Genomic DNA, 26,356 nt, shown 5'->3' on the forward strand with positions numbered 1-26,356 from the left:
GGGATTTCATAACTTGCCGCCTTTTTGCAGCACGAAATTCTTGGGAAATAAGCAACAAAATGTGGGCCGGGTAAGGCGAAGCCGCCACTCGGCTTTTTTATCTCTTCTGCCAGCCACTTCTCTGCACGGTAAATCCAACTGCCAGCATAAACGCACCCATCGCGGTTTTGTCTTCCACGCCAATCTCCGTCATCGACCAACTGTCGATCGCCGGATTCATACGTAACACTTCTTCAATCAAATATTGCCCCACGCCGCGACGGCGGGTGATTTCGCGAATGCGCAGAGAATCCAGCGCGCCCTGACTGCATTTTAGCGTCACACGCACGGCACCTAACAGCCTTTCATTAAAACGTGCGGCATAGATCCGATGCTCATCATCCATCTGTAAAGACGATGAACTGTACTCCGGCCAGATCTTGCCAAGATCGATATGGTCCTGCTCGCTGAGCGTGGTCAGCCTGACGATAGTCAGTTTCATGTGAAGCCACCTGTAAAAAAGAATGCCCTCAGTTTATCCAATTTCTCGATTCGCCGATTTCTATTTTTATGCTGAATGACAGGGGATTCGTTTTCTCCTGATTCCAGCAGCAGAGCAATGCGTCATGGATCGAAAAATAGGCAGAATTTTAACCTGAAAGGTAGTGTTTTATTCGGCTCTTTGTACCCTTATTTTATGCTGAAAACTGCGCTTTTTTTTGTTTATCTCCAGCAAAATACAGAATATTATCTTTGCTTAATCGACTGAAAAATAGAGATTTTAGTCTGGTTCTTTGCAAAAAGCATCGCTAAACCATTAAAGAGACTGGTAAAAATAGCGAAGTACAGTAAAAGTACAGAATGCTTTTTAACCTTATAAATACAAAATTTATACAAATTACATCACGAGGGGATTGAAAGAATGAAACGGAATGCAAAAACATTGATTGCGGGAATGATTGCACTGGCAATGTCGCAGTCCGCTTTAGCAAAAGACATCAAGGTGGCGGTCATTGGCGCCATGTCCGGCCCGGTGGCTCAATGGGGTGACATGGAATTCAACGGTGCGCGCCAGGCGATCAAAGACATCAACGCCGCTGGCGGTATCAAAGGCGACAAACTGGTTGCCGTGGAATACGACGATGCCTGCGATCCGAAACAAGCCGTAGCGGTTGCCAACAAAGTGGTCAACGACGGCATCAAATACGTGATTGGCCACCTGTGCTCCTCTTCTACTCAGCCCGCGTCCGATATCTATGAAGACGAAGGCATCATGATGATCACCCCTGGCGCGACCAACCCGGAGCTGACGCAGCGCGGCTACCAGTTCATCATGCGTACCGCTGGCCTGGATTCTTCGCAGGGTCCAACCGCAGCGAAATACATTCTCGATAAAGTGAAGCCGCAACGCATCGCGATCATTCATGACAAACAGCAGTATGGCGAAGGCCTGGCGCGCTCCGTACAGGACAGCCTGAAAAAAGGCGGCGCTAACGTGGTGTTCTTCGACGGTATCACCGCCGGGGAAAAAGACTTCTCTGCGCTGGTCGCTCGTCTGCAAAAAGAAAATATCGATTTCGTTTACTACGGCGGTTACTACCCGGAAATGGGGCAGATCCTGCGCCAGGCGCGGTCTGTTGGTTTGAAAACACAGTTCATGGGCCCGGAAGGTGTGGGTAACGCATCGCTGTCCAACATCGCGGGTGCAGCGGGCGAGGGCATGCTGGTGACGATGCCAAAACGTTATGACCAGGATCCAGCCAACAAAGCGATTGTGGATGCGCTGAAAGCTGAGAAGAAAGATCCGAGCGGTCCGTATGTGTGGATCACTTACGCCGCTGTGCAGTCTCTGGCGACCGCCATGGACCGTACCAGCAGCGAAGATCCGCAGGCGCTGGTAAAAGATTTAAAAGAGCACGGCGCGAAAACCGTGATTGGGCCGCTGAACTGGGATGAGAAAGGCGATCTGAAGGGATTTGAATTTGGTGTCTTCCAGTGGCATGCGGACGGTTCGTCCAGCGTCGCCAAATAAGAAGAAGACGAGTAATTCCTCCGCCCGTTTACCTGCCGGGCGGATATAAAAAGGTTACCTTTATGTCAGAGCAGTTCCTTTATTTCCTGCAGCAGATGTTTAACGGCGTCACGCTGGGCAGCACCTACGCGCTGATCGCCATCGGTTACACCATGGTGTACGGCATTATCGGCATGATCAACTTCGCCCACGGCGAGGTGTACATGATTGGCAGCTATGTGTCGTTCATGATCATCGCCGCGCTGATGATGATGGGCATCGACACCGGCTGGCTGCTGGTCGGCGCTGGATTTGTTGGTGCAATTATTATTGCCAGCGCCTATGGCTGGAGCATTGAGCGCGTGGCTTATCGCCCGGTGCGTAGCTCCAAACGTTTGATTGCATTGATTTCCGCCATCGGGATGTCCATCTTCCTGCAAAACTACGTCAGCCTGACAGAAGGTTCGCGCGACATCGCACTGCCGAGCCTGTTTAACGGTCAGTGGATTGTCGGTGCCAGCGAGAACTTCTCTGCCTCCATCACCACCATGCAGCTCGTTATCTGGGTCGTGACCTTTGTGGCGATGTTGGCTCTGACCGTATTCATTCGTTACTCCCGTATGGGTCGCGCATGTCGCGCTTGCGCGGAAGACCTGAAAATGGCGAGTCTGCTTGGCATCAACACCGACCGCGTGATTGCCCTGACGTTTGTCATCGGTGCCGCAATGGCAGCCGTTGCTGGCGTGCTGCTCGGTCAGTTCTATGGCGTGATTAACCCGTACATTGGCTTTATGGCCGGGATGAAAGCCTTCACCGCCGCTGTGCTTGGCGGTATCGGCAGCATTCCTGGAGCAATGATTGGCGGCCTGATTCTGGGTGTGGCCGAAGCGCTTTCCTCCGCATATCTCAGTACCGAATACAAAGACGTGGTGTCGTTCGCGCTGCTGATTGTGGTGCTGTTGGTGATGCCGACCGGGATCCTGGGTCGTCCGGAGGTAGAAAAAGTATGAAACCGATGCATTTTGCGATGGCGCTGTTGTCAGCCGCCATGTTCTTCGTGCTGGCGGGCGTCTTCATGGGCGTTCAGCTGGAACTGAGCGGAACTAAGCTGGTGGTTGATACCGCCGCTGATATCCGCTGGCAGTGGATTTTCATCGGCACTGCGGTGGTGTTTTTCTTCCAGATGCTGCGCCCGCTGGTGCAGAAGGGCATGAAAAACGTCTCCGGGCCGAAGTTTGTTCTGCCTGCCATTGACGGCTCCACTGTTAAACAAAAGCTGTTCCTGATTGCCCTGCTGGTGATTGCGGTGGCGTGGCCGTTTATGGTGTCTCGCGGCACTATCGACATCGCGACGCTGACCATGATCTACATTATTTTGGGCCTTGGCCTGAACGTGGTGGTTGGGCTGTCTGGTCTGCTGGTGCTGGGATACGGCGGTTTCTACGCTATCGGCGCGTACACTTTTGCGCTGCTGAATCACTATTACGGTCTCGGTTTCTGGACCTGCTTGCCGCTGGCGGGCCTGGTTTCGGCGGCAGCGGGCTTCCTGCTCGGCTTCCCGGTGTTGCGCTTGCGTGGTGACTATCTGGCGATTGTGACCCTCGGCTTCGGCGAGATTGTACGTATTTTGCTGCTCAACAATACCGAAATTACCGGCGGCCCGAACGGCATCAGCCAGATCCCGAAACCAACGCTGTTTGGTCTGGAATTCAGCCGTACCGCGCGCGAAGGTGGCTGGGATACATTCAGCAATTTCTTCCACGTGAAATATGACCCGAATGACCGCGTGATTTTCCTCTATCTGGTGGCGCTGTTGCTGGTGGTGCTGTCACTGTTTGTGATTAACCGCCTGCTGCGTATGCCGCTGGGGCGCGCGTGGGAAGCGCTGCGTGAAGATGAAATCGCTTGTCGCTCGCTGGGCCTGAACCCGACGCGCATCAAGCTGACGGCGTTCACCATCAGCGCCGCGTTTGCCGGTTTTGCCGGTACGCTGTTCGCCGCGCGTCAGGGCTTCGTCAGCCCGGAATCCTTCACCTTCGCGGAATCGGCGTTTGTGTTAGCGATTGTGGTGCTCGGCGGGATGGGTTCACAGTTCGCAGTGATCCTGGCGGCAGTGCTGCTGGTGGTGTCGCGTGAACTGATGCGTGATTTCAACGAATACAGCATGTTAATGCTGGGTGGTTTGATGGTTCTGATGATGATCTGGCGTCCACAAGGCTTGCTGCCGATGACCCGTCCACAGCTGAAACTGAAAAACGGGAAGACCAAAGGAGAGCAGGCATGAGTCAGCCATTATTATCCGTTAACGGTTTGATGATGCGTTTTGGCGGCCTGCTGGCGGTCAACAACGTTAATCTCGAACTGCATCCACAGGAAATCGTTTCACTGATTGGCCCGAACGGTGCGGGCAAAACCACCGTGTTTAACTGCCTGACCGGTTTCTACAAACCTACGGGCGGCAGCATTATGCTGCGTGATAAACACCTTGAAGGCCTGCCGGGCCAGCAAATCGCGCAAATGGGCGTGGTGCGTACTTTCCAGCACGTGCGCCTGTTCCGTGAAATGACGGTGATCGAAAACCTGCTGGTGGCACAACATAAGCAGTTAAAAAGCGGCCTGTTCTCCGGGCTGCTGAAAACGCCTGCCTTCCGTAACGCGCAGAGCGAAGCGCTGGACAGGGCCGCAACCTGGCTTGAGCGTATCGGCCTGTTGCAGCACGCCAACCGTCAGGCGAGCAACCTTGCTTACGGTGACCAGCGTCGTCTGGAAATCGCGCGCTGCATGGTGACGCAGCCGGAAATCCTGATGCTGGATGAACCGGCGGCAGGGTTGAACCCGAAAGAAACCAAAGAGCTGGATGAGCTGATCGCTGAACTGCGAAGCCATCACAACACCACTATCTTGTTGATTGAACACGACATGAAGCTGGTGATGGGTATTTCCGACCGCATTTACGTTGTGAATCAGGGCACGCCATTGGCGAACGGCACGCCAGAGGAAATCCGTAATAACCCTGACGTTATACGTGCATATTTGGGCGAGGCATAAGATGGAAAAAGTCATGTTGTCCTTTGACAAAGTCAGCGCCCACTACGGCAAAATTCAGGCTCTGCACGACGTGAGTCTGCACATCAATCAGGGCGAAATCGTCACCCTGATTGGCGCAAACGGTGCGGGAAAAACTACGCTGCTCGGCACGTTGTGTGGCGATCCGCGAGCGACCAGCGGGCGTGTGACCTTTGATGGCAAAGATATTACCGACTGGCAGACCGCAAAAATCATGCGCGAAGCCGTGGCGATTGTGCCGGAAGGGCGTCGCGTATTCTCGCGGATGACCGTGGAAGAGAACCTGGCGATGGGCGGTTTCTTTGCCGATCGCAGTCAGTATCATGAGCGCATTAAATGGGTGTACGAGCTGTTCCCACGCCTGTGGGAGCGTCGTATTCAGCGTGCGGGAACGATGTCCGGTGGTGAACAGCAGATGTTGGCGATCGGTCGTGCGCTGATGAGTCAGCCGCGCTTGTTGCTTCTCGACGAGCCGTCGCTGGGCCTCGCGCCGATCATCATCCAGCAGATTTTCGACACCATTGAGCAACTGCGCAAAGAGGGAATGACCATCTTCCTCGTTGAGCAGAACGCCAACCAGGCGCTGAAACTCGCGGATCGTGGCTACGTGCTGGAAAACGGTCACGTGGTGCTGGAAGATACGGGCGATGCGTTACTCGCTAACGAAGCGGTACGCAGTGCTTATTTAGGCGGTTAAACGACGAAATGAAAATAAAAGGAGCCTGATGGCTCCTTTTTTGTACGTGTTACTTGTACAATTATTATGTACAAAAGAGGAGGGCCTATGCGTACAGTTAACTACAGTGATGCCCGTCAGAATCTGGCCGAGGTGCTCGACAGTGCCGTCACAGGAACACCCGTAACCATCACCCGTCGTGGTCATAAATCCGCGGTTATCATCAGCGCGGAAGAGTTTGAGCGCTATCAGGCGGCGCGTCTCGATGATGAATTTGCGGCTATCATGGCCGTTCACGGAAATGAACTCAGGGAACTTGCGGATAAATGACACTTCAGATTATCTCAGCGGAGGAGATAATACAGTTCCATGACAGGCTACTCCGTGTCACGCCTGGTGCTGAGGGAATGCCCGACCCTGGTCGTGCCGAAGCGCTGATGTACCGTGTACTGAACAGGATCGAATACGAAGGGATAACCGATGTCTGGCAACTTGCCGCGATGCATTTGCTGGCGATTGCCCGAGGCCATATTTTCAATGATGGCAACAAGCGTACTGCGTTGTTTATCACGCTCTTATTTTTGAGGCGTAACGGTATCATATTGCCTGCTAACCCGGACTTTGTTGAGATGACCGTGGAAGCAGCTGCCGGTCAACTGACGCTGGAACAAATCGCCGAACGTCTGCGCGGGTGATCATTCACCCGCCATTTTTCCGTCACCCATCCATCATCCATCCATCATCGCACTGACGCCTGGCCGTCACCGTTTCGTCATCTTTCGGTTATTTTTCTGTCATTCGAGCATGTCATGTTACCTCGCGAGCATAAAACGCGTGATTTCGCGCATCTGGGACAACAAGAGAGATAACCGAATGACATCGTTACGACACACCGCTTTAGCTTTGACGCTGGGTATGGCATTTGCCTCTCAGGCCATGGCTGTGACTACCGTTCCTTTCTGGCATTCCATGGAAGGCGAGTTGGGGAAAGAAGTCGATTCTCTGGCTCAGCGTTTCAACGAAACTCACCCTGATTACAAAATTGTGCCGGTGTACAAAGGCAACTACGAGCAAAGCCTGGCGGCAGGGATCGCTGCTTTCCGCACCGGCAATGCGCCAGCCATTTTGCAGGTGTATGAAGTCGGCACCGCGACCATGATGGCGTCGAAAGCCATCAAACCGGTGTACGAAGTGTTCAAAGATGCCGACATCAAGTTCGACGAGTCGCAGTTCGTGCCGACCGTTTCTGGCTACTACACCGATTCCAAAACCGGTCATCTGCTGAGTCAGCCGTTTAACAGCTCTACCCCGGTGCTGTACTACAACAAAGACGCCTTCAAGAAAGCCGGTTTAAACCCGGAGCAGCCGCCGAAAACCTGGCAGGATCTGGCTGATTACACCGCGAAGTTGAAAGCGGCGGGCATGAAGTGCGGCTACGCCAGCGGCTGGCAGGGCTGGATCCAACTGGAAAACTTCAGCGCATGGAACGGCCTGCCGTTTGCCACTCAAAACAATGGCTTTGACGGCGCCGACGCAGTGCTGGAATTCAACAAGCCGGAGCAGGTGAAGCACATTGCCATGCTGGAAGAACTGAACAAGAAAGGCGATTTCAGTTACTTCGGGCGTAAAGATGAGTCCACCGAGAAGTTCTACAACGGTGATTGCGCGATTACCACCGCCTCTTCTGGCTCGCTGGCCGACATTCGTCAGTACGCCAAATTCAACTACGGCGTCGGCATGATGCCTTACGACGCTGACGCCAAAGGCGCGCCGCAAAACGCCATTATCGGCGGAGCGAGCCTGTGGGTGATGCAGGGCAAAGACAAAGAAACCTACAAAGGCGTGGCTGAGTTCCTCGACTTCCTGACCAAACCGGAAATCGCGGCTGAATGGCACCAGAAAACCGGTTATCTGCCGATCACCAAAGCGGCGTATGACCTGACCCGTCAGCAGGGCTTTTATGACAAGAACCCGGGCGCAGACATTGCCACTCGTCAGATGCTGAACAAACCGCCGTTGCCGTTCACCAAAGGGCTGCGTCTGGGCAATATGCCGCAGATCCGTACCATTGTTGACGAAGAACTGGAATCGGTCTGGACCGGCAAGAAAACCCCGCAGCAGGCGCTCGATAGTGCCGTCGAGCGTGGTAATCAATTGCTGCGTCGTTTTGAGAAATCCACGAAATCGTAATGTCTGAAATGCCTGATGGCGCTTCGCTTATCGGGCCTACGAAATACCTTATGTAGGCCGGGGAAGGCGAAGCCGCCACCCGGCATTTTCTGGAAAAGAGTTCATCTATGTCATCATCCCGTCCGGTATTTCGCTCGCGCTGGCTGCCTTATGTGCTGGTTGCGCCGCAGTTGGCTATTACCGTTATCTTCTTTATCTGGCCTGCGGGCGAAGCGCTGTGGTACTCGGTGCAGAATATGGATCCGTTTGGGCTGTCGAGCGAGTTTGTCGGCCTCGATAATTTCGTCGCGCTGTTCCACGACAGCTACTACCTCGACTCATTCTGGACCACGATTAAATTCAGTGGTTTAGTGACCGTCAGCGGCCTGCTGGTGTCGTTGTTCTTCGCCGCACTGGTCGATTACGTGGTGCGCGGCAGCCGTCTGTATCAAACGTTAATGCTGCTGCCTTACGCGGTTGCCCCGGCGATTGCAGCCGTGCTGTGGATTTTCCTTTTCAACCCAGGGCGCGGGTTGATAACGCACTGGCTTGAGCTGATGGGCTACAACTGGAACCACGCGCAAAACAGCGGTCAGGCGATGTTTCTCGTGGTGTTCGCTTCGGTGTGGAAGCAAATCAGCTACAACTTCCTGTTCTTCTTCGCCGCGCTGCAATCCATTCCCCGCTCGCTGGTGGAAGCCGCCGCGATCGACGGGGCTGGGCCGGTGCGTCGCTTCTTCTCGATAGCGTTGCCACTGATCGCCCCGGTGAGCTTCTTCCTGCTGGTGGTCAATCTGGTGTATGCGTTTTTCGACACTTTCCCGGTGATCGACGCGGCGACAGCCGGTGGCCCGGTGCAAGCAACGACCACGCTTATCTACAAAATCTACCGCGAAGGTTTTGCCGGACTGGATTTATCGGCGTCGGCGGCACAGTCGGTGGTGTTGATGGGGCTGGTGATTTTGCTGACGGTGGTTCAGTTCCGCTATGTGGAAAGTAAGGTGCGCTATCAATGATTGAACATCGTCGCGGGCTGACCTGGTTCAGCCACATTATGTTGATTCTCGGGATCGCGGTGATCCTCTTCCCGCTGTATGTCGCGTTTGTCGCAGCGACGCTGGATAACAAAGCGGTGTTTGCCACGCCGATGACGCTGATCCCCGGCTCGCATTTGCTGGAGAACCTGAAAACTATCTGGTTACAGGGCGTGGGCGCCAACAGCGCGCCGTTCTGGCTGATGCTGCTCAACAGTTTCATCATGGCGTTCACCATTACGGCCGGCAAAATCGCGGTGTCGATGCTGTCGGCGTTCGCCATTGTCTGGTTCCGTTTTCCGCTGCGTAACCTGTTCTTCTGGATGATTTTTATCACGCTGATGCTGCCGGTCGAAGTGCGTATTTTCCCGACGGTGGAAGTGATTGCCAGCCTGAAATTGCTCGACAGCTACACCGGACTGACGCTGCCGCTGATGGCGTCGGCCACCGCCACGTTCCTGTTCCGTCAGTTCTTTATGACGCTGCCGGACGAGCTGATGGAAGCGGCCCGCATTGACGGTGCGTCGCCGATGCGCTTTTTCCGCGACATCGTGTTGCCGCTGTCAAAAACCAACCTCGCGGCGCTGTTCGTCATCACCTTCATTTACGGCTGGAACCAGTATCTGTGGCCGCTGCTGATTGTGACGGATGTGAACCTTGGCACCGCCGTGGCGGGCATTAAAGGGATGATCGCCACTGGCGAAGGCACCACGGCGTGGAATCAGGTGATGGCGGCAATGCTGCTGACGCTGATCCCGCCCGTTATTATCGTTTTAGCCATGCAGCGTGCATTTGTGCGTGGCCTGGTAGACAGTGAGAAATAAGATGGCTGGATTAAAATTACAGGCAGTAACCAAGAGCTGGGACAGCGGCAAAACGCAGGTGATCCAGCCGTTGACGCTGGACGTGTCCGATGGCGAATTTATCGTGATGGTCGGGCCGTCTGGCTGCGGCAAATCAACGTTATTAAGAATGGTTGCCGGGCTGGAACGTGTTTCCAGTGGCGATATCTGGATTGATCGCCAGCGCGTCACTGAACTCGAGCCGAAAGAGCGCGGCATCGCGATGGTGTTTCAGAACTACGCACTTTATCCGCACATGAGTGTGGAAGAGAACATGGCGTGGGGCCTGAAAATTCGCGGCATGGGCAAAGGGCATATCGCCGAAAAGGTGAACGAAGCGGCGCGTATTCTGGAACTGGAACCGTTGCTAAAACGCCGTCCACGCGAGCTTTCCGGCGGTCAGCGTCAGCGTGTGGCAATGGGCCGCGCGATTGTGCGTGACCCGGCGGTATTCCTGTTCGACGAACCTTTGTCCAATCTCGACGCCAAACTGCGCGTGCAGATGCGGCTTGAACTCCAGCAATTGCACCGTCGCCTCAATACCACGTCGCTGTACGTCACCCACGATCAGGTCGAAGCGATGACGCTCGCCCAGCGTGTGATGGTGATGAACAAAGGCATCGCCGAGCAGATTGGTACGCCGGTTGAAGTGTATGAGAAACCAGCCACGCGCTTTGTGGCGAGTTTTATCGGCAGTCCGGCGATGAACCTGCTCGACGGGCGGGTAAGCACTTCCGGCACCCATTTCGAACTCGACAGCGGCATGGCGCTGCCGCTGAACTGGCTGTATCGCGGCTATGCCGGGCGCAGCATGACGTTAGGTATCCGTCCGGAACATATTGCGCTAAGCTCGCAGGCCGAAGGCGGCATCCCATTGGTGATGGATACGCTGGAAATTTTGGGTGCAGATAACCTCGCGCACGGTCGCTGGGGTAAGCAAAAAATGGTGGTGCGTTTACCGCATCAGCAACGCCCTCAGGCAGGGACCACGCTGTGGCTGCACCTGCCGGAAAATCATCTGCACCTGTTTGATGGCGAGACAGGACAACGCGTATGAGCAACTGGCCTTACCCCCGCATCGTCGCCCACCGTGGCGGCGGTAAACGGGCCCCGGAAAATACCCTTGCGGCGATTGACGTTGGCGCGCGCTACGGTCACACGATGATCGAATTTGACGTCAAGCTGTCGCAGGACGGGCAAATTTTCCTGCTGCATGATGACAATCTCGAACGCACCAGCAACGGCTGGGGTGTTGCGGGGAAACTGACGTGGAGCGAGCTGCTGAACGTGGATGCAGGAAGCTGGTTTAGCCGTGAATTTAAAGGCGAACCGCTGCCGCTGTTATCGCAGGTGGCTGAGCGCTGTCGCCAGCACGGCATGATGGCGAACATCGAAATCAAACCGACCACCGGCACCGGGCCGTTAACGGGCAAAACCGTTGCGCTGGCGGCGCGTGAGCTGTGGGCGGGCATGACGCCGCCGCTGTTGTCATCGTTCGAAATCGACGCGTTAGAAGCCGCACAGGAGGCAGCGCCGGAACTGCCGCGCGGATTGTTGCTCGACGAATGGCGTGATGACTGGCAGGCGCTGACCACGCGCTTAGGCTGCATGTCGATTCACCTGAATTACAGGCTGCTCGATGAAGTGCGGGTGAATCAGTTTAAAGAGGCGGGGCTGCATATTCTGGTTTATACCGTCAACAAACCCCAGCGCGCAGCAGAGCTGCTGAGCTGGGGCGTGGACTGCATCTGTACTGATGCAATTGACGTTATCGGGCCAGACTTCAAGTAACCCGTTTAGCGTGAAAGCGGCTGCGGATTAGACGGCGTACTCAGCAGGTCGCCGTTCTGCGTCTGCGGCAGCATGTGCTGCTGCGACGAACTGTTCAGCATTTTATCGCTGTTACCGCTTAACATCCCGCCGTTGGTATTCGGTAGCGGCTGCTCCCCCGGTTGCGAATTTAAAACCCGTTGCTGATTGGTGTTCATCTGCGTTTGCAGGTGCTGCTGTTGCATCTGCGTCTGGGTTTGTAACTGCTGATTCAGCATCCCTTTCTGTTGCAGCTGTTGGGTGTGCATTTCAGTCTGCATCCGTTGCTGGCTGGGGATCACATAACCCGGCTGGTTCGGGTTATTGGTGACGTTCAGTGGCTGTGCTAAAACGGTAAACGGCATCAGCGCCGCAAAAAATAATAACGTTTTCATCATTTCCTCCTCCCCGTTTGGGGCTTCCTTAAGTTTACCTCCAATTCGCCATAACGATGATTTTTTAGGAATTCTGAACCAGGCTTAAGCGGGAGCATAAAACCCATCACCTGGAGAATAACAATGATTGAAACCCGTTTTTGGCGCGGGGCGGCGATGGCTGCTCTGCTGGCAGGAGGCAGTTTCAGCGTGGCGGCCACAGCGCCGTCGCCCACGGCACCACCGGTGTCCTATGGCGTTGAAGAGGATGTGTTCCACCCGGTGCGCGCGCAACAGGGCATGGTCGCGTCTGTGGATGCGATGGCGACGAACGTCGGCGTGGAGATTTTAAAGCAGGGCGGTAATGCGGTGGATGCCGCGGTGGCAGTCGGTTACGCGCTAGCGGTGACGCATCCGCAGGCGGGTAATCTCGGCGGCGGCGGCTTTATGATGCTGCGCACCAAAGACGGAAAAACCACGGCGATTGATTTCCGTGAGATGGCTCCGGCGCAGGCGACGCGCGACATGTTCCTCGACGATCAGGGCAATCCTGACAGCAAAAAATCGCTGACGTCACACCTCGCTTCCGGTACGCCGGGCACTGTCGCCGGTTTCTCATTGGCACTGAAAGAGTACGGCACGATGCCGCTCAATAAAGTGGTGCGCCCGGCGATCAAACTCGCCAAAGAGGGCTTTACCGTTAACGATGCGCTGGCCGATGACCTGAAAACCTACGGCAGCGAAGTCATTCCTAATCATGAGAACAGTAAAGCCATCTTCTGGAAAAACGGTGAGCCGCTGAAAAAGGGCGACAAGCTGGTGCAGGTCAATCTGGCAAAAAGCCTGGAACTGATTGCCGAAAACGGGCCAGATGCATTTTATAAGGGCGCGATTGCCGATCAGATTGCCGGGGAAATGAAAAAGAACGGCGGCCTGATGACCAAAGAAGATCTTGCCAATTACAAAGCGGTCGAGCGCGAGCCGATCAGCGGCGACTACCGGGGTTATCAGGTGTACTCCATGCCGCCGCCGTCGTCGGGTGGCATTCATATCGTGGAAATCCTGAATATCATGGAAAACTTCGATATGCATAAATACGGCTTCGGCAGCGCCGATGCGATGCAAATCATGGCTGAGGCCGAGAAACACGCCTATGCCGATCGCTCGGAATACCTTGGCGATCCTGATTTCGTCAAAGTGCCGTGGCAGGCGCTGACCAGCAAGGCGTATGCAAAATCTATCGCCAGTGAAATTGACATCAACAAAGCCAAGCCGTCGAGCCAGATCCGTCCGGGTAAACTCGCGCCGTATGAAAGCAATCAGACCACGCATTTCTCGGTGGTGGATAAAGACGGTAACGCGGTGGCGGTGACGTATACGCTGAACACCACTTTCGGCACCGGGATTGTGGCGGGGAATACCGGCATTCTGATGAACAACGAAATGGACGATTTCTCAGCCAAACCGGGCGTGCCAAACGTGTACGGGCTGGTGGGTGGCGATGCTAACGCTGTCGGACCGAAAAAACGTCCGCTGTCGTCGATGTCGCCGACCATCGTCGTGAAAGACGGGAAAACCTGGCTGGTGACCGGTAGCCCTGGCGGCAGCCGGATTATCACTACTGTGCTGCAAATGGTGGTCAATACCATTGATTTTGGCATGAACGTCGCCGAAGCGACCAACGCACCGCGCTTCCATCATCAATGGCTACCAGATGAGTTGCGTGTAGAAAAAGGCTTTAGTCCGGACACGTTGAAGTTACTGGAAGATAAAGGTCAGAAAGTCGCCGTGAAAGAAGCGATGGGTAGCACCCAGAGCATTATGGTGGGGCCAGATGGCGCGCTGTATGGCGCATCCGACCCGCGTACCGTGGATGATTTGACGGCGGGTTATTGATTTTTTGCGCTGATTTTGCCCGGCAAACGCAGTGCCGCCGGGCAATTTCCTCAAGCCTGCTTCATTCGCGCCATATAATAGGCATCCACATATTCGCCGTTGCGCAGCGCATATTTTTTGCCGGTGCCTTCGATCTCAAAACCGAATTTACGGTAAAGCGCAATCCCTACCGGATTGTCGACAAATACAGTTAATTCAATGCGATCCACGCGCAGCCAGTTATCGCACAGGTTGACCATTTCCCGCATCAACGCACTACCGACGCCACGATTCTGGAATTCAGACGCAATGCTGATGCCAAATGTTGCCACGTGGCTGCGACGAGGGTTTTCCATTACGTCTACCGTCAAATGACCGACTAGACGTTCGTCGATGCAGGCGACCAGTTGTCTTCTGCCAGGTTTGCGCATCACGCGTTCGTGCCACATGTCCATGGAAGGATGAGGAATTTGTAGCGTGGAGTGATAGACATCCTGATGCACATGCATCTGCTGTAAAGCTTCGGCATCCGCAGCTTGTACGTGGCGTATCACTATCTCGCTAATATTCATTCCTCTTCTCCTGTTGTGGGTTATCCCCTTTAACATCTCCGAGTCGCAAAATTTCGTCAACTGCTGTTTTTTGCGAAAAAGAGCTAGACAAGTGCGAATGATAATGATTATTATTGTCACGCGTTCAGGAAGACCCCTCGCGGAGAACCTGAAAGCACGACATTGCTCACATTGCTTCCAGTATTATTTTATAGCCAGCCTAATCGCTGGCTTTTTTTTGCCCGTCTTATTTGACGCCGTAGCGGCGTTGGCTGCACTCACTGACCTCAGTCACTTACTCAAGTAAGCTCCTGAGGATCAGCTCCCTTGCCGCCTTGCTACGACGCCAACTAATTAGGGCAAGGCTTCTGCGGATTGGGTGAAAAGCAAGAGCACGACATCAAACCCAAACTTGCGCTATGGTAGGCAACAGTAACCTTAACAAGGACTGAACCATGACCCTACACTGCGCTTTTATTGGTTTCGGAAAAAGCACCACTCGTTATCACCTCCCGTACGTTCTCAACCGTAAAGACAGCTGGCACGTGGCGCATATTTATCGCCGGAGCCCTAAGCCGGAAGAGCAGCATCCGCAGTATCAGCACATTCATTTCACCAGTGATTTAGATGAAGTCCTGAACGATCCGCAGGTCAAACTGGTGGTGGTGTGTACTCACGCCGACAGCCATTTTGATTATGCGAAACGCGCGCTGGAAGCCGGGAAAAACGTGCTGGTGGAAAAACCGTTTACCCCGACGCTTGCCGAAGCGAAAGAGCTGTTTACGCTGGCGAAAGCAAAAGGTCTGACGGTGACGCCGTATCAGAACCGTCGCTTTGATTCCTGTTTCCTGACGGCGAAAAAAGTGATTGAGAGCGGCAAGCTTGGTGAACTGGTTGAAATTGAAAGCCATTTCGACATGTATCGCCCGGTGGCCGAAACCAAACCGGGACTGCCGCAGGACGGCGCGTTTTACGGTTTAGGCGTGCACACCATGGACCAGATTATTTCGCTGTTTGGTCGCCCTGATCACGTGGCGTATGACATTCGCAGCCTGCGTAACAAAGCCAACCCGGATGACACCTTTGAGGCGCAGCTGTTTTACGGCGACCTGAAAGCCATCGTCAAAACCAGCCATCTGGTGAAAATCGATTACCCGAAATTTATCGTGCATGGCACCAAAGGCTCGTACCTGAAATACGGTATCGACCAGCAGGAAACCAGCCTAAAGGCGAACATCATGCCGGGTGAACCGGGCTTTGGCGCGGATGACAGTATCGGCCAACTGGAGTACATGAACGCCGACGGCGTGACGGTGCGCGAAGAAGTGAAACCGGAAATCGGTGACTACGGTCGGGTATACGATGCGCTGTATGAAACGCTACAAAACGGCGCGCCAAATTTCGTCAAAGAAACTGAGGCTCTCACTAATCTGGAGATCCTCGAACGGGCCTTCGAACAGGCCTCACCTGCCACGATAACCCTCGCGAAGTAAGCGGATATGGCTCCTCTGGACTTGTTCATAAATTTTGAACAGAGGAGTCAATTTTCACCCACTATCATCCTCAAGCGTTCGGGTCCACACTCACTCCATCGAAACGAACACGGAGTTGGACATCATGATTTACTTACGCAAAGCGAACGAACGTGGCCATGCAAATCACGGCTGGCTGGACTCCTGGCATACTTTCTCCTTCGCCAATTATTACGACGCGAATTTCATGGGCTTCTCGGCTCTGCGCGTCATCAATGACGATGTGATTGATGCAGGTCAAGGCTTCGGCACTCATCCGCACAAAGACATGGAAATCCTGACTTATGTGCTGGAAGGGGCGGTTGAACACGAAGATAGCATGGGCAATAAAGAGCAGGTGCCTGCCGGTGAATTCCAGATCATGAGCGCCGGGACCGGGGTTCGTCACTCGGAGTACAACCCGAGCAAAACCGAAAAACTGCACCTGTATCAAATCTGGATCATTCCAGAAGAAAACGGCATCACACCACGTTACGAACAGCGTCGTTTTGACGCCGCCCAGGGCAAACAGCTGGTGTTGTCGCCAGATGCGCGTGACGGTTCGCTGAAAGTGTACCAGGACATGGAGCTGTACCGCTGGGCGCTGGCGAAAGATGAGCAGTCGGTCCATCAGATTGCCGCCGATCGCAAAGTGTGGATCCAGGTAGTGAAAGGTGAAGTGTCCATCAATGGCACCAAAGCAACGACTGCCGATGGCCTGGCGATTTGGGATGAGCAGGCGATTTCTGTTCATGCTGACAGCGAAGCGGAAATCCTGCTGTTCGACTTGCCACCGGTATGATCGTTAGCGCCCTCTAAATAATTCGAGTCGCAGGGCGGCGGCAAGCCAGAGAATCCCCTGGAGCTTACATAAGTAAGTGACAGGGGTGAGCTGGCGCAGCCAACAAACCTGCGGCTTGAAGTATGACGAGGGAAAATAAATCTCAGAACCTTTCCGCTTAATCGGGAAGGTTCTGTTGCGTCCATGATAAACTGATGAAATGTCTCCCCCTTTATCAGCCTCTGGACGATGAAAAAGAAAAGACCCGTACTTCAGGATGTGGCCGACCGCGTCGGCGTGACCAAAATGACGGTCAGCCGTTTTCTGCGTAATCCGGAACAGGTGTCCGAAGCGCTGCGTGGCAAAATTGCCATCGCCCTGGATGAACTGGGTTACATTCCCAACCGCGCCCCGGATATTCTTTCTAATTCCACCAGCCGCGCGATTGGCGTTCTTCTTCCTTCCTTAACCAACCAGGTGTTCGCCGAAGTGCTGAAAGGCATTGAAAGCGTGACCGATGCCTATGGCTACCAGGCCATGCTCGCCCACTACGGCTACAAGCCGGAAATGGAAGAGGAGCGTCTGGAATCCATGCTCTCCTGGAACATCGACGGCCTGATCCTTTCTGAGCGCAACCACACCGCGCGCACCCGCAAGATGATTGAAGTGTCCGGTATTCCGGTGGTGGAATTGATGGACAGCCAGTCGCCGTGCATCGATATCGCCGTGGGATTCGACAACTTTGAAGCCGCACGCCAGATGACGGCCACCATTATCTCTCGCGGTCACCGTCACATTGCTTATCTCGGCGCACGCCTCGACGAACGTACTATCATCAAACAGCAGGGCTATGAGCAGGCAATGCGTGAGGGCGGGTTAACGCCATACAGCGTGATGGTTGAACAGTCGTCGTCATACTCTTCCGGCATTGAACTGATGCGTCAGGCGCGTCGCGAATATCCGCAGCTCGACGGTATTTTTTGTACCAACGATGATCTGGCGGTCGGTGCGGCATTTGAATGTCAGCGTCTGGGTCTGAAAATCCCCGACGATATGGCGATTGCCGGTTTCCACGGCCACGACATTGGTCAGGTGATGGAACCGCGTCTGGCGAGCGTGTTGACCCCGCGTGAACGAATGGGGCGCATTGGCGCAGAACGCCTGCTGGCGCGCATCCGTGGTGAAATTGTTACACCTAAGATGTTAGATTTAGGTTTCACATTGTCACCGGGTGGATCTATTTAAACCGACAAATTTGAAGTAGATCACACAACTCAGTTTATCGGCGGAGTGGTTATTGCTTATCCACGAGTCCGGCAGGACAATGTTACCGATAACAGTTACCCGTAACAAACTGACTTGTGGGAGCAACGCTTTGAGCACGACTAACCATGATCACCATGTCTACGTTCTGATGGGCGTCTCTGGCAGTGGCAAATCTGCCGTCGCCAGCGAAGTGGCGTATCAGCTTCATGCCGCGTTTCTTGACGGCGACTTCCTCCATCCGCGCAGCAATATCGTCAAAATGTCTTCCGGCGAACCGCTGAATGATGATGACCGTAAACCCTGGCTTCAGGCTCTGAACGATGCCGCTTTCGCGATGCAACGCACCAATAAAGTGTCGCTGATCGTCTGTTCTGCACTGAAAAAAAGCTATCGCGACATTCTGCGTGAAGGCAATCCGAACCTCTCCTTTATCTACATGAAAGGCGATTTCGAGGTTATCGAAAGCCGTTTGAAAGCGCGTAAAGGTCACTTCTTTAAAACTCAGATGCTGGTGACTCAGTTCGAAACCCTGCAAGAGCCGGGCGCGGACGAGTCCGACGTGTTAGTGGTCGACATCGACCAGTCGCTGGACGGCGTTGTCGCCAGCACCATTGAGTTAATCAACAAAGGCAGTAAGTAGTGAGTACATTAACGCTTGTTTTAACAGCAGTCGGCTCCGTTTTGCTGCTGCTGTTTTTAGTGATGAAGGCGCGTATGCACGCCTTCGTTGCTTTGATGGTGGTATCTATAGGCGCAGGGCTGTTCTCCGGGATGCCGCTCGATAAAATCGCGGCAACCATGGAAAAAGGGATGGGTGGCACGCTCGGCTTCCTCGCGATTGTGGTCGCGCTCGGCGCGATGTTCGGCAAGATTTTGCATGAGACGGGGGCCGTCGATCAGATTGCGGTGAAAATGCTGAAGTCCTTCGGGCACAGCCGCGCGCATTATGCGATAGGCCTCGCAGGGCTTATCTGTGCGCTGCCGCTGTTCTTTGAAGTGGCGATTGTGCTGCTGATTAGCGTCGCGTTCTCGATGGCGCGTCATACTAAAACGAACCTCGTCAAACTGGTTATTCCGCTGTTTGCGGGGGTTGCCGCCGCCGCCGCGTTCCTGCTGCCGGGGCCTGCGCCGATGCTGCTGGCATCGCAAATGCACGCTGATTTCGGCTGGATGATTTTGATTGGCCTGTGCGCGGCGATTCCGGGGATGATTATCGCCGGGCCGCTGTGGGGCAATTTCATCAGCCGTTACGTTGAGCTGCACATCCCGGACGATATCTCCGAGCCGCATCTCGGCGAAGGCAAAATGCCGAGCTTTGGTTTCAGCTTGGCGCTGATCCTGCTGCCGCTGGTGTTGGTTGGCCTGAAAACTATCGCCGCGCGCTTTGTGGCACCGGGCTCATCGGCCTATGAGTGGTTCGAGTTTATCGGCCATCCGTTTACCGCCATTCTCGTGGCGTGTCTGGTGGCGATTTACGGCCTGGCGATGCGTCAGGGCATGCCGAAAGACCGCGTGATGGAAATCTGCGGTGCGGCACTGCAACCGGCGGGCATCATTTTGCTGGTGATCGGTGCGGGTGGCGTCTTCAAACAGGTGCTGGTGGATTCCGGAGTCGGCCCGGCGCTTGGTGAAGCACTGACCGGTATGGGTCTGCCTATCGCGGTTACCTGTTTCGTGCTGGCAGCTGCGGTGCGTATCATTCAGGGTTCCGCGACGGTAGCGTGTTTAACGGCTGTCGGCCTGGTGATGCCAGTGATTGAACCCCTGCATTACAGCGGCGCACAGATGGCAGCACTCTCTATCTGTATCGCGGGCGGTTCGATTGTGGTGAGTCACGTGAATGACGCAGGCTTCTGGCTGTTCGGTAAATTTACCGGCGCGACCGAAGCGCAAACCCTGAAAACCTGGACGCTGATGGAAACCATTCTGGGCACCGTCGGCGCGATTGTCGGGATGATTGCGTTTTCATTGCTGAGCTGATTGTTCGCCCGGCGGCGCGTTGCTTGCCGGGCGACATAATAAAAAAGCCGGGTAGGGCGTTATCGCCACCCGGCTTTTTTTATCCCTTCATCCACACCCGAATACCGTCCAGGAACATCTGGGTAGCGAGCATCACCAGAATCAACCCCATCAGGCGTTCCAGCGCGTTAACCCCTTTCTCGCCGAGCAGGCGCAAAAACAGCCCAGACTGCAACAGGATTGCCACCGTGCCGCCCCAGGCGAGCATCAATGCGATAACCAAATGACTCATTTGATTCGGGTACTGATGCGACAACAGCATCAACGTTGCCAGCAGTGACGGCCCGGCTACCAATGGGATTGCCAATGGCACAATAAACGGCTCTTCTCCCGCGGGTAAACCGTTGCTGCCGCCTTCGCTGCCGGGAAAAATCATCTTTATGGCGATCAGGAACAAAATGATGCCGCCGGAGATAGAAACGGTCTCTGCGCTCAGGTTCAGGAAGGTTAAAATTTTCTCTCCTGCGAAGAGAAAAATGAGCATTATCAGCAGTGCGATTAATAGCTCACGTATCATGATCGCCCTGCGGCGCTTGGGTTCCGTGTGTTTTAGTACCGACATAAAAATCGGCAGATTTCCCAGTGGATCCATAATCAGGATCAATAAAACCGCCGCGGAAAGGATTTCACTCATTGCATAGTTCCCTGATAATTGTGATTCAAATTTTGCATACGCGTTAAAAATGAACGCGTTAAATAAGTTGCTTTACTTAATGTTGACGAATCATTGATTTTTTTCACTTGCGACTTTGGCTGCATTTTGTAATGTGAGGGATGCCCTGCCTTCACTGATGGAAAACGGGGCCAGCACAACAGCACATACCTTTGCAGGAAAACACGCTATGAAAAATGTTGGTTTTATCGGTTGGCGCGGAATGGTCGGCTCTGTCCTCATGCAACGCATGGTAGAAGAGCGCGATTTTGACGCCATCCGCCCGGTCTTCTTCTCCACCTCTCAGTTTGGTCAAGCGGCGCCTGCGTTCGGCACTCAAAGCCCAGGAACGTTGCAAGACGCCTTTGATCTGGAGGCGCTGAAGGCGCTCGACATCATTGTCACCTGCCAGGGCGGCGATTATACCAATGAAATCTATCCAAAGCTGCGTGAAAGCGGCTGGCAAGGCTATTGGATTGACGCAGCCTCGTCGCTGCGTATGCAAGATGACGCTATTATCATTTTGGATCCGGTTAACCAGGATGTCATTACCAACGGCCTCAATAACGGCGTAAAAACCTTTGTCGGCGGTAACTGCACGGTCAGCCTGATGCTGATGTCTCTCGGCGGCCTGTTCGCACAAGACCTGGTCGAGTGGGTCTCTGTGGCGACCTATCAGGCGGCTTCCGGCGGCGGCGCGCGTCATATGCGCGAACTGCTGAGCCAAATGGGCGCGCTGCACAATTACGTGGCGGATGAGCTGGCGAACCCGGCTTCGGCCATTCTCGATATCGAAAGCAAAGTCACCGGACTTGCCCGTAGCGGCGATTTACCGGTTGATAACTTCGGCGTACCGCTTGCCGGAAGTCTTATCCCATGGATCGACAAACAGCTCGACAACGGTCAGACCCGTGAAGAGTGGAAAGGCCAGGCCGAGACCAACAAAATTCTCGCCCGTCCCCGCCAAAGCATTATCCCGATTGACGGTCTGTGTGTGCGTATCGGCGCGTTGCGCTGCCACAGCCAGGCCTTCACTATCAAACTGAAGAAAGACGTTTCTATCCCGACCGTGGAAGAACTGCTGGCGGCGCACAACCCGTGGGCCAAAGTCATCCCTAACGATCGCGAAATTTCGATGCGTGAACTGACGCCTGCGGCGGTCACCGGCACGCTGTCCACGCCGGTAGGGCGTTTGCGTAAACTGAACATGGGGCCGGAGTACCTTTCCGCCTTCACTGTCGGCGACCAACTCCTTTGGGGGGCCGCTGAGCCGCTTCGCCGAATGTTGCGGAGTTTATCTTAAAAATCAAAAAGGGGTGCTGAGTCACCCCTTTTTTACGCCTGTCACTTTATACGTAATACAAGGAGTAAATGCGTATGCCTGAATTTTTACCGGGAGTCATGTAAAGCCTTGGCTATGCTTTAAGGGAGAAGTTTTTCCCTGAAGGTGGGATGGCGCAGAAGAGGAAGCAAACGTGCTGCGTCGTTCAGGTCAAAAAAAGTCGCTACATGTACTGGAAACAGCGACACCTATAACAGGATGAATAGCATGTCCGATCGTATTGAGAAAGACGTGATTAATGCGCTAATCGCCGGCCATTTTGCGGATCCCTTTTCCGTGCTTGGCATGCATTGCACCGACGCAGGACTGGAAGTTCGCGCCTTGTTGCCTGACGCCACCGAAGTGTGGGTCATCGAACCCAAAACCGGGCGTAAAGTCGGCCAGCTTGACTGCCTCGACTCGCGCGGTTTTTTCTGCGGCCTGATGCCGCGCCGTAAAAATCCCTTCCGCTATCAGTTGGCTGTGCTTTGGCATGGACAACAAAATCTGATTGATGACCCTTACCGTTTCGGCCCATTGATACAAGAGATGGATGCCTGGCTGTTGTCAGAAGGCACGCATTTGCGTCCTTATGAAACGCTGGGCGCGCACGCCGATACGATGGACGGCGTCACCGGCACGCGGTTTTCTGTTTGGGCCCCGAATGCGCGACGCGTGTCGGTGGTCGGGCAGTTCAACTACTGGGACGGTCGCCGTCATCCGATGCGCCTGCGTGCAGAATCGGGCATTTGGGAGCTGTTTATTCCCGGCGCGCACAACGGTCAGCTGTATAAATTCGAGATGATCGATGCGCATGGGAAACTGCGTATCAAAGCTGACCCGTATGCCTTTGAAGCGCAGATGCGCCCGGAAACGGCGTCGCTGATTTGCGGCCTGCCGGAAAAAATCGAGCAGCCTGAATCCCGCAAACAGGCCAATAATTTCGATGCACCGATTGCCATCTATGAAGTGCATCTTGGCTCCTGGCGTCGCCATACCGACAACAACTTCTGGCTGAGCTATCGCGAGCTGGCAGACCAGCTTGTGCCGTATGCCAAATGGATGGGCTTCACGCACCTTGAACTGTTGCCGATAAACGAGCATCCGTTTGACGGCAGTTGGGGCTATCAGCCCACCGGCCTTTACGCGCCGACGCGCCGATTTGGCACTCGCGAAGATTTCCGCTATTTCATCAATGCCGCGCATGCCGCCGGGCTGAACGTCATTCTGGATTGGGTGCCAGGCCATTTTCCTTCGGACGATTTTGCGCTGGCGAAATTCGACGGCACCGAGCTGTACGAACACAGCGACCCGCGCGAAGGCTTCCATCAGGACTGGAATACCCTCATTTACAACTATGGTCGCCGCGAAGTGCAGAACTATCTTGTCGGCAACGCGCTGTACTGGATTGAGCGTTTCGGCATTGATGCGTTACGTGTGGATGCCGTCGCGTCGATGATTTACCGCGACTACAGCCGTAAAGCGGGCGAGTGGGTGCCGAACGAACACGGTGGGCGCGAGAACCTCGAAGCGATTGAGTTTTTGCGTAGCACCAACCGCATTCTCGGCGAACAGGTGCCGGGCGCGGTGAGCATGGCGGAAGAGTCCACCGATTTTGCGGGCGTATCGCGGCCTCCAGATATGGGCGGCCTCGGCTTCTGGTACAAGTGGAATCTGGGCTGGATGCACGACACGCTCGATTACATGAAGCTCGACCCGGTTTACCGCAAGCATCATCACGACAAACTGACGTTTGGCATGCTCTACAACGGCACGGAAAACTTCGTGCTGCCGCTGTCGCACGATGAAGTGGTGCACGGCAAGAAATCGATTCTCGACCGTATGCCGGGCGACGCATGGCAGAAGTTTGCCAACCTTCGCGCGTACTACGGCTGGCTGTACGCGTTCCCGGGTAAAAAACTGCTGTTTATGGGCAACGAATTTGCTCAGGGCCGTGAATGGAATCACGACGCCAGCCTCGACTGGCATCTGCTCAATGGCGGCGATAACTGGCACCACGGCGTGCAGCGCCTGGTGCGCGACCTGAACCTGACCTATCGCCACCACAAAGCGATGCACGAACTGGACTACGACAGTTACGGCTTTGAGTGGCTGGTGGTCGATGACCATGAGCGCTCCGTGTTTGTGTTTGTGCGCCGTGACCGGCAGGGCAACGAAATCATTGTCGCCAGTAACTTCACGCCGGTTCCGCGTCATGAGTACCGGTTTGGTATCAATCAGCCGGGCCGCTGGCGAGAAGTGATGAACACCGATTCGATGCACTACCACGGCAGTAATGCCGGGAATGCGGGCACTGTTCACAGCGATGAAATCCCGAGCCATAACCGACAGCACTCGCTTGCTCTGACGCTGCCGCCGCTGTCCACCATCTGGCTGATTCGGGAGGGGGAATGAGTAAACTCACGGCAGGCAAACCCGCGCCGCTCGGCGCAAGCTACGACGGCAAAGGCGTAAACTTTACCCTTTTCTCCGCTCATGCGGAGCGGGTTGAACTCTGTGTGTTTGATAAACAAGGCAACGAGCATCGCGAGGATTTACCGGGCCACAGCGACGACGTGTGGCACGGATATCTGGCTGATGCGCGTCCGGGGTTGCGCTACGGTTTTCGCGTTCATGGTCCGTGGGATCCGCAGCAAGGGCATCGCTTTAATCCTGCGAAGCTGTTGCTCGACCCGTGCGCATATCGTGTTGATGGCGAAGCGCAGGACGATCCGATCCTGCACGGTGGTCATGACCAGCCAGACAACCGCGACAGCGCGGCAGTAGCGCCACGTTCGGTCGTCGTGGATTTGCACTACAACTGGGAAAACGATGCGCCACCGCGCACGCCGTGGGGCAACTCGATTATTTATGAAGCGCACGTCAAAGGGCTGACGTATCTGCATCCTGGCATTCCAAAAGAGCAAGCCGGGACGTACAAAGCGCTCGCGCACCCGCTGATGATTGCGTATTTCAAAAAGCTCGGCATCACTGCGTTAGAACTGCTGCCGGTGGCGCATTTCGCCAGCGAACCGCGTTTGCAGCGGCTCGGGCTAACCAACTATTGGGGCTACAACCCGCTGGCGATGTTTGCCGTCGACCCGCGTTATGCGGTGTCGCCAGGCACTGCGCTGAACGAATTCCGCGATGCGGTGAAGGCGCTGCATGCCGCAGGTATTGAGGTGATCCTCGACATTGTGCTCAACCACAGCGCGGAGATCGATCTCGATGGCCCGACCTTCTCCCTGCGCGGAATCGACAACCGTAGCTATTATTGGATAAGGGACGATGGCGATTACCACAACTGGACCGGCTGCGGTAACACCCTGAATCTCAATACGCCAGGCTCAGTGGAATACGCCCGTCAGTGCCTGCGTTTTTGGGTCGACGAGTGTCACGTTGATGGCTTCCGGTTTGATCTGGCGTCGGTCATGGGCCGAACGCCAACGTTTCGGCAGGACGCACCGCTGTTTGAGGCGATCAAAAACGATCCGCATTTGAGCGCGGTGAAGCTGATTGCGGAACCGTGGGACATCGGTGACGGCGGTTATCAGGTCGGGAACTTCCCGCCGCTGTTCGCCGAATGGAACGACCATTTCCGCGATGCAACGCGTCGTTTCTGGCTCCAGCAAAGTCTGTCGCTCGGCGAATTTGCCAGCCGCTTTGCCGCCTCCAGCGACGTGTTCCAGCGCAATGGGCGTCTGCCTTCTGCGTCGGTCAATTTAGTGACGGCGCATGACGGTTTTACCCTGCGCGACTGCGTTTGTTTCAATCAGAAACACAATGAAGCGAACGGTGAGGAAAACCGCGACGGTACTAACAATAACCATAGCTACAACCATGGTATAGAAGGGTTAGACGGCAGTCTTGATGTGATTGAGCGGCGGCGCGCCAGCGTCCATGCCCTGATGGCTTCGCTGCTGCTGTCACAAGGGACGCCGATGCTACTGGCCGGAGATGAACACGGTCATAGCCAGCACGGCAACAACAATGCGTATTGTCAGGACAACGCCTTAACCTGGCTCGACTGGGAAAAGGCCAACGCGGGCCTGACGACCTTTACCGCCGCACTCATTCATTTACGCCAGCAGATCCCTGCACTGACAGAAGATCGCTGGTGGCAAGAGAATGACGGCAGCGTTTGTTGGCTTAACAAGGACGCGCAACCGCTGAGCGCAGAGGAGTGGCAGCACGGCTATCCGAGGATGCAAATCCTGCTTTCGGAGCGCTGGCTGATTACGCTCAATGCCTCGTCGGAGGTCACCGATATTGCTTTACCTGAAGGGGAGTGGCGCGCCATTCCTCCATTCGCCGGAGAGGATAATCCGGTCATCCTGGCTGTCTGGCATGGGCCCGCGCACGGAGTGTGCGTATTCGAAAAGGTCCGCTCTGAAGTGTAACGAGCGAGAAAAGGAGTTAA

The 26,356-nt window shown here is 54.8% G+C and carries 25 protein-coding genes; 21 read left to right on the top strand and 4 right to left on the bottom strand.

Annotated elements, in window-relative coordinates; translation table 11 throughout:
- Positions 1-97: 97 nt before the first annotated feature.
- On the bottom strand, positions 98-481 hold the full coding sequence (gene panM, locus VH187_RS20570) for an aspartate 1-decarboxylase autocleavage activator PanM (RefSeq protein WP_329703295.1): 384 nt from the start codon (positions 479-481) through the stop codon (positions 98-100).
- Between the two features lie 420 nt (positions 482-901).
- On the opposite strand from panM, the gene livK reads away from it, so the two are divergent.
- The 12 genes from livK (at position 902) to ugpQ (ending at position 11,568) form a co-directional block, all read left to right on the top strand.
- A complete protein-coding gene (livK, locus tag VH187_RS20575; protein ID WP_329703296.1) occupies positions 902-2,011 on the top strand; it encodes a high-affinity branched-chain amino acid ABC transporter substrate-binding protein LivK in 1,110 nt (369 codons plus the stop codon).
- A gap of 62 nt (positions 2,012-2,073) precedes the next feature.
- A complete protein-coding gene (gene livH, locus VH187_RS20580; protein WP_329703297.1) occupies positions 2,074-3,000 on the top strand; it encodes a high-affinity branched-chain amino acid ABC transporter permease LivH in 927 nt (308 codons plus the stop codon).
- Positions 2,997-4,274, top strand: coding sequence for a branched chain amino acid ABC transporter permease LivM (gene livM, locus VH187_RS20585; protein WP_329703298.1), 1,278 nt, complete (start codon positions 2,997-2,999; stop codon positions 4,272-4,274). Before livH ends, livM begins: the two co-directional genes overlap by 4 nt.
- Positions 4,271-5,038, top strand: coding sequence for a high-affinity branched-chain amino acid ABC transporter ATP-binding protein LivG (livG, locus tag VH187_RS20590; protein WP_329703299.1), 768 nt, complete (start codon positions 4,271-4,273; stop codon positions 5,036-5,038). The genes livM and livG overlap by 4 nt, the downstream gene beginning before the upstream one ends.
- Before the next feature lies 1 nt (position 5,039).
- Positions 5,040-5,753 carry a high-affinity branched-chain amino acid ABC transporter ATP-binding protein LivF gene (gene livF, locus VH187_RS20595; RefSeq protein ID WP_329703300.1) on the top strand — a complete coding sequence of 238 codons (714 nt, stop codon included), beginning with the start codon at positions 5,040-5,042 and terminating at the stop codon, positions 5,751-5,753.
- An 87-nt stretch (positions 5,754-5,840) separates the two neighbouring features.
- Complete coding sequence (locus VH187_RS20600; protein ID WP_329703301.1) at positions 5,841-6,062, top strand: type II toxin-antitoxin system Phd/YefM family antitoxin; 222 nt, start codon at positions 5,841-5,843, stop codon at positions 6,060-6,062.
- Positions 6,059-6,427, top strand: a complete 369-nt coding sequence (locus VH187_RS20605; RefSeq protein ID WP_329703302.1) for a type II toxin-antitoxin system death-on-curing family toxin — start codon at positions 6,059-6,061, stop codon at positions 6,425-6,427. Before VH187_RS20600 ends, VH187_RS20605 begins: the two co-directional genes overlap by 4 nt.
- Before the next feature lie 178 nt (positions 6,428-6,605).
- On the top strand, positions 6,606-7,922 hold the full coding sequence (gene ugpB, locus VH187_RS20610; RefSeq protein WP_329703303.1) for a sn-glycerol-3-phosphate ABC transporter substrate-binding protein UgpB: 1,317 nt from the start codon (positions 6,606-6,608) through the stop codon (positions 7,920-7,922).
- Between the two features lie 107 nt (positions 7,923-8,029).
- Entirely contained in the window at positions 8,030-8,917 is an 888-nt protein-coding gene (ugpA, locus tag VH187_RS20615) for a sn-glycerol-3-phosphate ABC transporter permease UgpA (RefSeq protein ID WP_329703304.1), read from the top strand.
- The gene (ugpE, locus tag VH187_RS20620; protein ID WP_329703305.1) at positions 8,914-9,759 is read left to right on the top strand and encodes a sn-glycerol-3-phosphate ABC transporter permease UgpE; all 846 of its coding nucleotides are present in this window, start codon (positions 8,914-8,916) and stop codon (positions 9,757-9,759) included. Before ugpA ends, ugpE begins: the two co-directional genes overlap by 4 nt.
- A 1-nt stretch (position 9,760) precedes the next feature.
- Complete coding sequence (locus tag VH187_RS20625) at positions 9,761-10,834, top strand: sn-glycerol-3-phosphate import ATP-binding protein UgpC (RefSeq protein WP_329703306.1); 1,074 nt, start codon at positions 9,761-9,763, stop codon at positions 10,832-10,834.
- Positions 10,831-11,568 carry a glycerophosphodiester phosphodiesterase gene (gene ugpQ / locus VH187_RS20630; protein WP_329703307.1) on the top strand — a complete coding sequence of 246 codons (738 nt, stop codon included), beginning with the start codon at positions 10,831-10,833 and terminating at the stop codon, positions 11,566-11,568. Before VH187_RS20625 ends, ugpQ begins: the two co-directional genes overlap by 4 nt.
- A gap of 5 nt (positions 11,569-11,573) precedes the next feature.
- Here the strand turns inward: ugpQ and VH187_RS20635 are convergent, their stop codons facing one another.
- Positions 11,574-11,981 carry a DUF2756 family protein gene (locus VH187_RS20635; protein ID WP_329703387.1) on the bottom strand — a complete coding sequence of 136 codons (408 nt, stop codon included), beginning with the start codon at positions 11,979-11,981 and terminating at the stop codon, positions 11,574-11,576.
- Positions 11,982-12,104: 123 nt separating this feature from the next.
- On the opposite strand from VH187_RS20635, the gene ggt reads away from it, so the two are divergent.
- Positions 12,105-13,856 (top strand): gamma-glutamyltransferase, encoded by a 1,752-nt coding sequence (gene ggt, locus VH187_RS20640; RefSeq protein ID WP_329703308.1) that lies wholly within the window; start codon positions 12,105-12,107, stop codon positions 13,854-13,856.
- A gap of 50 nt (positions 13,857-13,906) precedes the next feature.
- Here ggt and yhhY read toward each other — a convergent pair whose 3' ends face one another.
- Positions 13,907-14,401, bottom strand: a complete 495-nt coding sequence (gene yhhY / locus VH187_RS20645; RefSeq protein WP_329703388.1) for an N-acetyltransferase — start codon at positions 14,399-14,401, stop codon at positions 13,907-13,909.
- A gap of 440 nt (positions 14,402-14,841) precedes the next feature.
- Here yhhY and VH187_RS20650 point away from each other — a divergent pair, with 440 nt between their 5' ends.
- From VH187_RS20650 to gntU, 5 genes are all read left to right on the top strand, one after another.
- Complete coding sequence (locus tag VH187_RS20650; protein WP_329703309.1) at positions 14,842-15,879, top strand: oxidoreductase; 1,038 nt, start codon at positions 14,842-14,844, stop codon at positions 15,877-15,879.
- A gap of 124 nt (positions 15,880-16,003) precedes the next feature.
- Positions 16,004-16,699, top strand: coding sequence for a pirin family protein (locus VH187_RS20655; protein WP_329703310.1), 696 nt, complete (start codon positions 16,004-16,006; stop codon positions 16,697-16,699).
- A 228-nt stretch (positions 16,700-16,927) separates the two neighbouring features.
- The gene (gene gntR / locus VH187_RS20660; RefSeq protein ID WP_329703311.1) at positions 16,928-17,923 is read left to right on the top strand and encodes a gluconate operon transcriptional repressor GntR; all 996 of its coding nucleotides are present in this window, start codon (positions 16,928-16,930) and stop codon (positions 17,921-17,923) included.
- A 130-nt stretch (positions 17,924-18,053) separates the two neighbouring features.
- Positions 18,054-18,584, top strand: coding sequence for a gluconokinase (gene gntK, locus VH187_RS20665; protein WP_329703312.1), 531 nt, complete (start codon positions 18,054-18,056; stop codon positions 18,582-18,584).
- On the top strand, positions 18,584-19,924 hold the full coding sequence (gntU, locus tag VH187_RS20670) for a gluconate transporter (RefSeq protein WP_329703313.1): 1,341 nt from the start codon (positions 18,584-18,586) through the stop codon (positions 19,922-19,924). Before gntK ends, gntU begins: the two co-directional genes overlap by 1 nt.
- 79 nt (positions 19,925-20,003) lie before the next feature.
- Here the strand turns inward: gntU and VH187_RS20675 are convergent, their stop codons facing one another.
- The gene (locus VH187_RS20675) at positions 20,004-20,597 is read right to left on the bottom strand and encodes a YhgN family NAAT transporter (protein WP_329703314.1); all 594 of its coding nucleotides are present in this window, start codon (positions 20,595-20,597) and stop codon (positions 20,004-20,006) included.
- 208 nt (positions 20,598-20,805) lie between these two features.
- Between VH187_RS20675 and asd the strand changes: the two genes are divergently transcribed.
- From asd to glgX, 3 genes are all read left to right on the top strand, one after another.
- Positions 20,806-21,918, top strand: a complete 1,113-nt coding sequence (gene asd / locus VH187_RS20680; protein WP_329703315.1) for an aspartate-semialdehyde dehydrogenase — start codon at positions 20,806-20,808, stop codon at positions 21,916-21,918.
- A 246-nt stretch (positions 21,919-22,164) separates the two neighbouring features.
- Complete coding sequence (glgB, locus tag VH187_RS20685) at positions 22,165-24,351, top strand: 1,4-alpha-glucan branching enzyme (protein ID WP_329703316.1); 2,187 nt, start codon at positions 22,165-22,167, stop codon at positions 24,349-24,351.
- The gene (glgX, locus tag VH187_RS20690; protein ID WP_329703317.1) at positions 24,348-26,336 is read left to right on the top strand and encodes a glycogen debranching protein GlgX; all 1,989 of its coding nucleotides are present in this window, start codon (positions 24,348-24,350) and stop codon (positions 26,334-26,336) included. Before glgB ends, glgX begins: the two co-directional genes overlap by 4 nt.
- Positions 26,337-26,356 lie beyond the last annotated feature (20 nt).

It is taken from the genome of Scandinavium sp. (genome assembly GCF_036271055.1).
Lineage (GTDB): Bacteria > Pseudomonadota > Gammaproteobacteria > Enterobacterales > Enterobacteriaceae > Scandinavium.